This window comes from Gemmatimonadaceae bacterium (assembly GCA_037721215.1).
GTDB lineage: Bacteria > Gemmatimonadota > Gemmatimonadetes > Gemmatimonadales > Gemmatimonadaceae > UBA4720.
Map to the genome: position 1 here is coordinate 86,592 of JBBJNV010000015.1, position 12,409 is coordinate 99,000.

At 59.8% G+C, this 12,409-nt stretch carries 7 protein-coding genes; all 7 read left to right on the top strand.

The window, feature by feature from the left end:
* Positions 1-32: 32 nt before the first annotated feature.
* Positions 33-2,993, top strand: a complete 2,961-nt coding sequence (locus WKF55_09840; protein ID MEJ7759873.1) for a TonB-dependent receptor — start codon at positions 33-35, stop codon at positions 2,991-2,993.
* 4 nt (positions 2,994-2,997) lie between these two features.
* Complete coding sequence (locus tag WKF55_09845) at positions 2,998-4,656, top strand: RagB/SusD family nutrient uptake outer membrane protein (GenBank protein MEJ7759874.1); 1,659 nt, start codon at positions 2,998-3,000, stop codon at positions 4,654-4,656.
* Between the two features lie 4 nt (positions 4,657-4,660).
* Positions 4,661-7,321 (top strand): glycoside hydrolase family 2 TIM barrel-domain containing protein, encoded by a 2,661-nt coding sequence (locus WKF55_09850; protein ID MEJ7759875.1) that lies wholly within the window; start codon positions 4,661-4,663, stop codon positions 7,319-7,321.
* A 4-nt stretch (positions 7,322-7,325) separates the two neighbouring features.
* Positions 7,326-10,229, top strand: a complete 2,904-nt coding sequence (locus tag WKF55_09855) for a hypothetical protein (protein MEJ7759876.1) — start codon at positions 7,326-7,328, stop codon at positions 10,227-10,229.
* A complete protein-coding gene (locus WKF55_09860) occupies positions 10,226-11,041 on the top strand; it encodes an SDR family oxidoreductase (protein MEJ7759877.1) in 816 nt (271 codons plus the stop codon). Before WKF55_09855 ends, WKF55_09860 begins: the two co-directional genes overlap by 4 nt.
* A 34-nt stretch (positions 11,042-11,075) precedes the next feature.
* A complete protein-coding gene (locus WKF55_09865) occupies positions 11,076-12,170 on the top strand; it encodes a mannonate dehydratase (protein ID MEJ7759878.1) in 1,095 nt (364 codons plus the stop codon).
* The coding region (locus WKF55_09870; GenBank protein MEJ7759879.1) for a hypothetical protein at positions 12,157-12,409 on the top strand (253 nt) is incomplete at its 3' end. The genes WKF55_09865 and WKF55_09870, both read left to right, overlap by 14 nt.

A 12,409-nucleotide genomic window follows, 5' to 3' on the forward strand; every position in this document is an offset into this window, starting at 1 on the left:
TTGCAGTTCACCTTTATATGTCGAGAGATCGTATGCAAAGATCACGTGTCTGGAGCTACATCCCGCTCGTTGCAGGTATTCTCGCTATCACCAGCGCCGGGCTCGAGGCGCAGGAGGCCGTCGTCAGCGGCACGGTCGTCGCCGCGGAGGGTGGCCAGCCTATTCCCTCTGTGGCCGTCGTCGTGCAGGGCACTTCGACCGGCACGCAGACAAACGAGCTTGGCCAGTTCACCTTGAGGCCGCAGACGCTGACAGTGAATCTGATAGTGTCCCGAATCGGATATGTGCGACAGGTTGTTCCGCTCGCCGGCCGTTCGACAATCGAGATTCGAATGGTGCGCACCACTGTTGCGCTCTCCGATGTGGTCGTGGTGGGTTACGGCACCCAGGCTCGCAGCGACATCACCGGGTCGGTCACCAGTGTCGGTACCGAGCGTCTGGAGGAGAAGCCGAACACCAACTTTGCGCAGGCCATCGAGGGAGCTGTGCCGGGAGTGACAGTGACTACCGGCACAGCGGGTTCGGAGCCGAACATCGACATCCAGGTGCGCGGGCGAAATTCGATCTCCGCCAGTACAGCGCCGCTCGTCGTGGTTGACGGCATACCGTACTACGGCACGCTCGCGGAGCTGAACCAGAACGACATCGCGTCGCTCGAGATTCTCAAGGACGCGTCGGCGACAGCCATATATGGCACGCGTGGTTCCAACGGCGTCGTGCTTGTCACGTCCAAAAAGGGCGCTACCGGCAAGCCCCGTCTCACGTACACAGGCTACACGGGAACGCAACGAATTTCGAATCTCCCGGTGCTCATGAATGCACAGCAGTTCGCCGATTTCAAATGCGTGCGCACCCGCGCTACCCCCACCACCCCGTGCATGAACACTCTCACCGCGACTGAGCAGCGAGGGCTTGCCGCAGGAGTCGACACGGATTGGGCACGCGTCGGAACGCAGGACGGACGGCAGATGCAGCACGACGTCTCGGTGTCGGGCGGAAACGACGATACCCGCTATTATCTCGGCGGATCGATCCTGGACGTGAAGGGTGTGGCGACGAACGACAACTTCGACCGCGCAACGGTGCGGTTCAACCTCGATCAGAAGATCAAGTCGTGGCTGAGCATCGGCACCAGCACGCAGGGCTCGAGGACGAAGCGAGACGGGGTGCCGACGGATTTTTCGTCAGCGTTCTTCTCCAATCCGCTCATATCCCCGTATGACACTGCCGGAAACTTTCTGCTCGTTCCGTGGCCCGAGGATCCAATCACCAACAACCCGCTGGAAAATCTTCGCGCCATAGATTCAGACGTCAGCAAGCGCGTATTCTCCAGCAACTACATCCAGCTCGGCATCCCCAGATTCAAGAGCCTGTCCTACCGGCTCAATGCCGGTTTCGACGTCGCTGACCGGAACAGCAACCGTTATTACGGCCGGAACACCCAGACGGGGCTTTCCGTTGGCGGCCTGGGCACCGTCAGCAACACGAGGCGAAACGACTGGACGCTCGAGAACATTTTCCGCTTCGCCAGAACGTATGGCCGCCAGAATGTCGATCTTACAGGAGTGCTGAGCGAGCAATCGTTTGACCTCCAGCGGAACGGACTTCGTGGCCAGGGCTACCCCAACGATGTGCTGGACAGTCATTCGACTCTCCCGCTGCTGGCGGTGCCGGTTGATTCGGTAACGCAATCCCGGCTGCTGTCTCAGGTTGCGCGCCTCAATTATCAGTTTGATGATCGTTACCTGCTGACTCTTACTGCGCGCCGTGATGGTTACTCCGGATTCGGCGCGAACAACAAGTACGGAGTGTTCCCCTCGTTGGCCCTTGGATGGAACCTGTCAAACGAGAAGTTTTTTCCGTGGACTGAGCGCGTTGACGGATTGAAGTTGCGCGCTTCCTACGGCAGAACCGGCAATCAGGCGATTCGTCCATACCAGACTCTCTCGCAACTCGACGATCGCTCGTACCTGAACGGCGAGACGTCGGCTCCGGGTTACATACCGGTTTCGCTGGGCAACCCCAACCTCAAGTGGGAATCAACTCTGGCTCGTAACGTTGGCGTGGATTTGAGCATGCTGCGCGAGCGGCTTACGCTGACGATGGATGCGTACTCATCGAGCACGAGTGATCTGCTCCTCCGCAGGTCGATATCGCCGGTGCACGGCATCAACTCGATTCTTCAGAACATCGGTAAGACAGCAAACAAGGGATTCGAGATGGATCTTGGCGCGGTGCCGATCGACCGTGGCGGGTTCAGGTGGCGAACGCAGTTCAATGTGTCCGTGAACAGAAACAAGATCGTCGATCTTTACGGCGACACGACTGACGATATCGCCAGCGGCTGGTTCATCGGCCAGCCGATTGACGTCAACTACGGCTACAGGTTTGACGGCATATGGCAGGTAGACGACAGCGCGTCGGGACGAATTGCATCGAGCGCGCAGCCGACAGCAAGGCCTGGGTACGTCCGCGTTCAGGACCTGAACGGTGACGGCAAGATCGATCCTACGGATCGCACATTCATCGGCAGCCTCGAGCCGAAGTACACAGCTGGTATCACCAACACGTTCAAACTGAACCGGCTCACCTTCAGCGCTTTTTTCAACACGGTGCAGGGAGTCACGCGGTCGAACGCCCTGCTTGGCACGAACCTCGTGTTCACAGACGTGCGGCGCAACGCACCATTGCGTGTCTACTGGACTCCCGAGACGCCGATCAACACCTATCCGTCCAACAGCAACGGCAGCAATCCGCTCGGCGTTCCATTCTACGAAGATGCGAGCTTCGTTCGGCTCAAGGACCTGACGCTGTCATACGATGTCCCGGTTTCTGCTGCAAGAAGACTCGGCAGCGAAACCCTGCGAATTTATGTCAACGGTAGAAATCTATGGACGAGCACTGAATGGACCGGTCTCGATCCGGAGCTGAACAACCAGCGCGCGATCCCGCTGGAGCGAGTGATCACGGGCGGCCTTACGGTTCGTTTCTGAGACAATGACGATGACACCCAATATCAATCAGGTATCCTCGATGAAAAGACTCACGAGTGCAGCGTTCGTGGGAATCGCGCTACTCGCCGCTGGCCCCATGGCGTGCAGCAGCGACGATATTCTCACTGAACGCCCCAAGGACATCATCGCCGCCGACAATCTCTACAGGAACCTCAGTGGTTTCGAGGCGGGACTCAACGCGCTCTACGCCAACGTGAGACGCGAGCGATATGGCGATGCCAACGGCGATAACAACATCATCGCCACGGTCTACTCCATCGGGGTGGACAACGGCTTCGGCAATTATCTCTCGCCGCCGGAGCGTCCGTTCCAGGAATTCGGCGTGGTGAATAACTCGCAGGTTACCATCACCAACCAGTTCTTCAGCCTGCTTTACCAGACGGTCAACGCCGCGAACACGATCATCGTTCGTGCAGAGAATCCGGAAGTGCAGTGGAGCGCGGCCGACAAGGCGCGTGTCGTGGCGGAGGCGCGGCTGATCCGCGCGTGGGCGTACCGTCATCTCACGTATCTCTGGGGAGATGTTCCACTGAACCTGCAGGAATCTTCGGGCGAGAACATCAAGACCGATTGGGAGAGAACTTCGCGCGATTCGGTTCGAGGTGTGATCATCAGCGATCTGTTGTTCGCCGAGGCGAATCTTCCAGCGGTCGCGACGGTTCAGGGGAGGGTGTCCAAGGCGGTGGCACAGCACTATCTCGCCGAGATGTATCTCGCGCGTAACGATCCGGCGAAAGCCGCCGAGAAGGCTAGCGCGGTCATCAACAGTGGATCGTACCGGTTGATTACCGCGCGATATGGCGTGCGCGCCGCTCAGCCGGGTGTCGCGTTCATGGACCAGTTCGTGGACGGCAACGTGAACCGGAGCCAGGGAAACACAGAGGCGCTCTGGACGTTGCAGTACGCGCAAAATGTCAACGGCGGCGGCGCGAACATCATGCGCCGAAGCTGGGTGACACGCTACGAGAGCAACCGTGGACTGATGATTTCCCCGGAGTACGGCGGCCGCGGGATTGGACGGCTCGCTATCACGCGATACGCGTTGAACCTGTACGAAGCCCAGGACACCCGCGGAGGACCCTTTGCGATTCGTCGCTTCTATATTCTCAACAACCCCGCGACGCTGCTTGCGCCCGCAAAGCTCGGGGACACGCTGCGCACCAGAACGACCCCCGAGCGGCTTGGCATAGCTGCAGGCCCTACAGACCCACTCTGGCCAAGTACGCGAAAGTGGGACTGGACGGACCCGGTCGATCCGACAGGCCCGGCCCAGTATGGAGATCAGCCGTACATCCGCGTTGCGGAAACGTATCTGCTGCTCGCCGAGGCCGAGCTCAAGCGTGGAAACAGCGCGGCGGCAGCGGCCGCGGTAAACGTGTTGCGTGCGCGGGCAGGCGCCACACTGGCAACTGCGGGGCAGATGACGATGGACTATATCCTCGATGAGCGGTCGCGTGAACTGGTCACTGAGGAGCAGCGCCGGTACACGCTCGTGCGGATGAGCGTGTGGCTGGATCGCACGAAGAGATACAATCCACTTGCCGCCCGGACCGCGGCCGCGCGCGATTCGCTGCTGCCGATTCCGCAGTCGGTAATAGACGCGAATCTCACGAAGCCGATGCCGCAGAATCCGGGCTACTGACATAGTGGCTCTGGCGAAGCGGTACGCGCCGCGGGTTTTCCTCGCGGCGCTCCTCTCGGCTACCGTGCAGGCGCAAAGTGCGCCGGTCGGGGTTGCGAGTGGGGCGCCGCGCACGCGGGTGAACATCAACGACGGGTGGAAGTACCGGCCGGATGGGCTGAACCTGGCCGAGCGTCCAGCGATGCCGGACTCCGACTGGCAAGGCGTGAATCTGCCTCATACGTGGAATGTCACTGACCCCTTTGATGACTCTCCGAGTTACAGGCGTGGGATTGGCTGGTATCGGAAGCGCCTCACCCTGGACGAGAAACTCAGGGGCAAGCGGATTTTCCTTCACTTTGAGGGAGTAAATCAGGTTGCCGAAGTTTTCGTCAACGGTGCATTTGCTGGGGGGCACAAGGGTGGGTATTCGGCGTTTACTGTCGATATAACCGATGAAGTGAAATACGGCGGCGGCTCGAACGAGAATGTCGTCGCGATAAAAGTAGACAACAGCCATAGCCCGTTCATCGCGCCGCTCTCGGTGGGGTTTGCGCTCTACGGCGGGATCTACAGGGATGTGTGGCTGATTGCGACCGACCCCGTGCACATCACGATGATGGATCACGGGTCGAGCGGTGTTTTCCTGACCACACCCGGCGTGTCTGCCATGAGTGGCCCGGTGCGTGCGCGCGGCTCGATCGTTAACGAGTCGGCCTCTCCCCGACAATTGCGAATAGTCAACACGTTACTCGACGTGCGCAGGAAGCCGGTTGCAGGGCAGTCCTCGACATTTCTGGCTCCGGCGGGAAGGGAAACGAGCTGGGAGCAGTTGCTGCCCTCCGTGCGCGCGCCGCGCCTCTGGTCACCTGGTGACCCATACCTGTATACAGTCCGCACAGAGGTTTACGAAGGCTCTGTGCTTCGCGACCGTGTCGAAAACAGAATCGGCTTTCGGTGGTTTGCTTTTGACGCGCAACGGGGATTCTCGCTCAACGGGAAAAAGCTCACGCTGCGTGGCACCAACCGCCATCAGGATCGGGATGGGTTGGGATCGGCGCTGAGCAATGAGCAACATCTGCACGACCTGCGATCGATCAAGGAAATGGGCGCGAATTTTCTGCGGCTGGCGCACTATCCGCAGGATCCGGCAGTGCTTGCCGCGGCAGACAGTCTTGGATTGTTGATCTGGGAAGAAATTCCAGTCGTGAACTACATCACGCCTGCCGCCGACTTCACGCACAACTCGGAGGTCATGCTTCGGGAGATGATTCGCCAGCACTACAATCATCCGAGCGTAGTGATGTGGGGAACGATGAACGAGGTGTTCCTGTGGAGTCCGCAGGGGTTCAGAATCCGGAACCAGATCGACACCTCATATATGTCGCGGACGCGCGAGTATGCGCTGCACCTCGACAGTGTCGCGCGCAAGGAAGATCCGGCGCGGGTGACGACGATGGCCGTTCATGGTAGCGGCGACTATGACGGATCAGGTGTCGCGCGGGTGTCGCAGGTTGTGGGTCAGAACATTTACAGCGGCTGGTATGGCGGAGTATTCGACGATCTGGGCAAGCAGCTCGACCGGCGTCACACCGCGAATCCTGCCGAGGTCGTCTTCGTGAGTGAGTATGGCGCTGAAGACGATTACCGCGTCGAGTCGCTCGAGCCCGAGCGGTTTGATTTCAGTGGAACCTGGATGCGGCGCTTTCACGAATCATACATTCGTCAGTTCAACGCGCGGCCATGGCTCGCGGGGACGGCGATCTGGAGCCAGTTCGATTTTTCGCAACCAGAGACGGGCGGATCAATCCCGTACATGAACCAGAAGGGGATGGAACGGTGGAACCGGGTACGGAAGGATGTTTTCTATCTGTATAAAGCGAACTGGAATCCAGCGCCCATGACTTACATCGCGAGCCGTGGGTGGCCCCGTCGAACAGGGACACCTGCAGCAAGCAGCACGGGAATGGTGAGCCCTGTGGTGCACCAGCCGGTCGACGTCTACTCGAATCTCGAACGCATCGAGCTCTTTGTGAACGGACGCTCACTCGGCGTAAAAACGCCCGATGACGTCCGGCGTGTCACGTGGGATGTCCCATTCGTGGATGGACGGAACCGGCTGGAAGTACGCGGACTGGGTGTACAGCGAAAGATTACCGATACCATGAGCGTCGAGTTTCTCTACCGCCCGTTGCGACTTTCGGACGCGTCCGTTCCGTTTCGCGAGCTCGCTGTTAATGCCGGCGGGCGCACCCAGTATGCGGAGCCGAACGGGCCGATCTGGGAGAGCGATCGAGAGTACACCACTGGCAGCTTCGGCCATATTGGCGGCACCCGAAAAATCTTCGACAAGGATCTCGCCATCCGCGGGTCGGACGACACTCCACTGTTCTTCAACTATCTACTGGCAGTCGATAGCTATCGGTTCGATGTTCCTGACGGTGAATATGATATCGAATTGTTGTTCGCCGAGCCCGACGCGAAGCCCGGTGAGCGTGTATTCGGTTTCTCGATCAACGGTAAGACTGTTGTCGACGCCCTCGACCTTTCGAAGCAGCATGGAGTGGGGAAGGCAGCGACGATGAAGGCGACTGTCACTGCGACCGGAGGATCTGGACTGACGGTGAAGTTTATCCCGGTGAAAGGGAAAACAATCCTCAACGCCTTGCGAGTGAGGAAGCGCTGACGTGATGCAAGGAATGATGGTGGCAGCGCTTGCCGCGATTATGGTTCTGACCCCGGCAGCAGGCGTTGCGCAGGCCGATTCGGCAACGCTTTATGTGTTCAGTGACACCACGGGTGCCCGGATCGAGTTGTCGGTGCCCGCCGCCCGGCGACTTGCTGGCGCGACAGTTCGCGGAACCGTGACAGACGCGAGCGATTCGACTACGCTATGGTCGGGCAACCTTGGAACGCTAGGCGTGGGCCGCGACGGTCAGGGAACTCTCAAGGGGCGCGTGAGTGGTGTCAAGCCCAAACTCTGGAGCCCACAATCACCGGCCCTTTATCATCTGATCGTCAGCGCTGGAACGGGGGAACAGCGTTTCACGCAGCGCGTTCGTTTCGGATTCCGGACGATGAGCACGCGGGAGGGCCGACTGTTGCTCAATGGCCGGCCCGTGTATCTGCGTGGCAACGCTATCAATCCGCCCGAGCGAAACGTCCCTGACTCGCTCGAGGAAAATCGCCGTTTCGTGGAGCCGTATGTCAGGTACCTCAAAAGCATCGGGGTGAACATTATCCGGCTTACACGGCATTCCCAGGTGTGGTTCGATGTCGCCGACGAGCTGGGGATGATGCTGTTTCAGGGAAACTATGGAACTCCACAGGGTGGCAAGCCAACGGCGGCGCCGCCGCGTCCGTTCCGGCAGAGCCTGGAGTGGTACAAGCGCGACGTGATCGGTCCGCTGGTGAATCATCCCAGCGCGGCGATCTATGTGCTCACCAACGAGCAGGCTGACGCAGAAATTCCCTACCTCAAGGACGGCGCGGCGGGGATCAATGCGTTCCTGACGATGGCGTACGATTCGCTGCGCGCATGGGATGATACGCGGCTGTACATCGCAAACGCCGGCTACGGCTTCGGGCGGGCAGGCGACATCTGCGATCTGCACCGTTACTGGGGCTGGTACTACAACAGCTTCCTCAGTTTCTACACAATGCGGGACCCGAATGTCTGTTGGCGGTCGAAAAAGGTGCAGCCGATGACGATGACCGAGCTGGTTGGGAACTACACCGGCGTTGACGGTCGGTACAATCTCGTGCCCAACACCAAACAGCCGGACTCGCAACTCAACTGGACGGGGCACGCGCCGAGCGAACAACAGGCGCCGCGGGCGCTGGGTTATCAGGCGTGGATGGCCAAGCAGGCGATCGAGATCATGCGTCGCACTCGCCAACAGAACCCCAATCTCGCCGGCGTCACGCCATTCACGATTCTGTTTCACAACTGGTGGGGAATCAGCCGCTTCGAGGACATGAAGCCAAAACCGATAGCGCGCCAGTATGCAGTGTCGTTTCAGCCAGTGCTGCTGAGCTGGGAGCTTTGGACGCAGCAGGTCTATGCGGGCAGCACGATACGGCCGGTCGTTCATGTCGTAAATGATGCCGATGACGGAGCCGATCTCGCGGGCCTTAGTCTCGAATACACGATTACTGGCCCCGACAGCGTAATCCGGTTTCGTGGGCGTGTCGCGTTACCAGACGTTGCTTACTACGCCGCCCGCAGCACGCCGCTTCCGATAACGCTACCCGGCCAGCTTCCAACGGCGACCTACCAGCTGTCGGGCCGGTTGATCAGCGGAGCGGATACGATCTCGCGAAACGACGTTCCGATTTTCATCGCGGCGCGGTTGTGGTCGCGTGGTTCGAACATGAAAACCCGTCACATTGCGATGTACGATCCGGCGGGCCTCTCGGCGAGAGCATTCGAAAAAGCCGGCTTCGCTGTGCGGCGGGTGCAGTCGATCTCACAGCTTTCGTTCCGCGATTTGTTCGTTGTCGGAGCAGACGCGTGGGATGAGACGCTCCGCCGCGACACTGCCGGCATTCGCAGGTTCGTCTCCGGGGGCGGGAGAGCTCTGATTCTTCACCAGAAAGCCGAACGCTTCGATGGCTCGTGGTTGCCGGCGCCAGTGCGCGTGCAGGCCGGGCAACTCGACCATTCGCTCGTTTTCCCGGGAGGCCGCCCTTTTCGCGAGGGAATGGCTGTTAATCCGGAACGACCGGGACACCAGATCTTCGCGGGGATCGATCGGGATCGACTTTTCCTCTGGTCCGATTTCACCAGTTGGAACGAAACGCGACCCGGGGTGCCGCAGGTCTACCCGGTAACGCGCGGATTCGTGCTCACCGACCCAAAGTCGATCAGTAGAGCAGCTATCCTCGCAAATTACGATCACGGTCTCGAGGGGGTCGCGCTGGCCGAGTTGTTCGATGGGCGCGGTTCGGTATTGATGACCGGTTTTGATATTGTAAATCGGCTCGGGCTCGATCCAGTCGCTGACAGGATGCTGAGCAACATCGTGACGCACATGACATCGGCGCAGGGACACGACGCGGTGCCTCGTATCGACACGAAAATCGTATGGGGCGACTACGCCTCCGAACGTGGCATTTTGACGGGGATTTACAGCGGGCTGCTCCTGAATACTGTTCCTGTCGTTCCGAAGGAGCTCGCCTCGCGGTATCCCCTCACCCTGGATGCGGAAGGCAATACACTGGCCGGAGGCGCCGGCGGCTGGAATACGAAGCCGGCAATTCAATATGTGCCCAGGGGCCGGCGTGTTTTTGGGCCGTACACATTCACCTCCGGCGGGTCGGTGCAACTGCCAAAAGGCTCGTCACCCAGAGGCGAAGGACGTTTCTGGATTCGCGTACCCGCCAGCCGCAGAACAATGCTCACGACCGTGTCGAATCCCGCGGACAAGGCCCTTCAGATGGAGATCGAAGCAAATGGATCCGCGCGAGCATCAACGATTCCGCCAGGTGGAACAGCACTCATCGAGACACCGATTACCGGTGGCGTTACGCCGATAGCGCTGGTCTTCCGCGGCGACCGGAAACTCGTGCTGCTCGAGACAGACTTCCGTTGAAGTCTACCTCGTTCGATCTCACCGGGCGGGTTGCTGTGGTCACCGGCGGCTATGGTGTTCTCGGAGGATCCATGGCCGATGCAATGGCGGAGGCGGGGGCGAAGGTCGCGGTTCTCGGGCGGCGCAGTGATGAGGCCGGGAAGAAGGTCGAAGCGCTGAAAGCTTCCGGTGCGGAAGCAATGGTGCTCGAGGCGAACGTGCTCGACGTGGACGGGCTCCGCGCCGCTCGCGACCGGGTTGTGAAGGCGTGGGGGTCGGTTGATATCCTGATCAATGCGGCCGGGGGCAACGTGCCGCGCTCGCGCACGGACACGGTTTCTGTGTTCGACGTTCCGGTCGATGCGTTCGATGAAGTTCTCGCGCTCAACCTCCACGGGACTGTAAATCCATCGCTCGTGTTCGGCGAAACGATGAGCAGACAGAAACGAGGTGTGATTATCAACATTTCATCAATGGCTGCCCAGCGGGCGATGAGTGGGGTGCCTGGATATTCTATCGCCAAAGCCGGGGTTGAGAACTTCACTCGCTGGATGGCGATGGAAATGGCGAGGAAGTACGGCGATGGAATCAGAGTGAACGCAATCGCGCCGGGATTCTTCATCACCACGCAGAATCGCAGCGTGCTGCTACATCCCGATGGTACTCCAACACCTCGCGCGAAAGCCGTGCTCGCGCAGACTCCGATGGGACGCTTCGGAAATCCCGGCGAGCTCAACGGCGCAGTTCAATGGCTTTGTAGCGATGCGGCATCCTTTGTAACCGGGACTGTAATGCCGGTCGATGGTGGCTTCAGCATCTTCAGCGGCATCTGAGCGGCGCCGCCGGAAACCTTTCTCAACTCACGTCATGAATCTCGGGCTTGGACTTTACCGAAGTCTGCTTACGGAAAGCAATTTCCAGTTCGCCAAACAGGCAGGTGTCACGCATCTCGTGGTGCACCTGGTCGATTACTTCAAAGGTGCCAGTCCGACGCTGACGAGTGGCGAACCGAACATGGGCTGGGGCGTCACGCAGAACCAGCATCGTCCGTGGACGTACGATGAGCTGATCGCGTTGAGAAAGGTGATCGAATCGAACGGGCTCAAATGTGAAGCAATCGAGAATTTCGATCCCTCGCACTGGCACGATGTTCTGCTGGATGGTCCCCGGAAACTGGTGCAGATGGAGCAGCTCAAGCGGACCATCCAGGCGGTGGGCCGTGCAGGCATTCCGATAATGGGATACAACTTCAGTATTGCCGGAGTGTGGGGCTGGACCAAGGCCCCTGTCGGACGCGGGAATGCGATGGCGATCTGCTACGACGAATCGCAGATCGATAAGCAGACGCCGATTCCCAATGGTATGGCGTGGAACATGGTGTATGACCCGGAGGCGGGGGCGGGAAGCGTGGCGCCAGTGTCGTCGGAAGAACTGTGGCAGCGCTTCGAATGGTTCCTCTCGGAGATCATTCCTGTTGCGGAGGAATGCGGGGTGAGGCTCGCGCTGCATCCTGACGATCCACCGGCCGATGCGTTGAGAGGCGCAGCAAGGCTCGTCAACGAACCCGACAAGTATCAACGCGTGATCGATCTGGTGCCGAGCCCCTCCAACAACCTCGAGTTCTGTCTTGGGTCGCTGCAGGAAATGCGGAGTGGGGATGTCTACGACAGCATCAATCGGTACGGCCGACAGGGTAAAATCGCATACGTGCACTTCAGAAATGTTCGCGGCAAGGTTCCGCACTACCAGGAAGTGTTTGTTGACGAAGGAGATCTAGATATGATCCGCGTCGTGCAATGCCTGAGGACGGTCGGGTACGACGGCGTCATCATTCCCGATCACACGCCGGAGATGAGTTGTGGTGCGCCGTGGCACGCCGGCATGGCTTACGCCCTGGGCTACATGCGTGCAGCGCTTCAGGCCGCCGACCGGTTTGCCCGAGAGGGATATGGCGTCAGTTGATGTAACTGCGACGCTCGAGTGCCTGCGCATCGTGCCGGTGATTACCATTTATGACCCGGGCCATGCTTCGCCACTCGCGGCCGCGCTTGAAGAAGGCGGTTTGCCCTGCGCCGAGATAACGCTCCGAACGCCGAAAGCGGTGGAGGCGTTGCGGCGCATTACTGGCGAGCACCCCGGGGTGCTCGCGGGTGCGGGCACGGTGCTCAACGTGCGTCAGGCGCGGGAGGCGTGCGATGCAG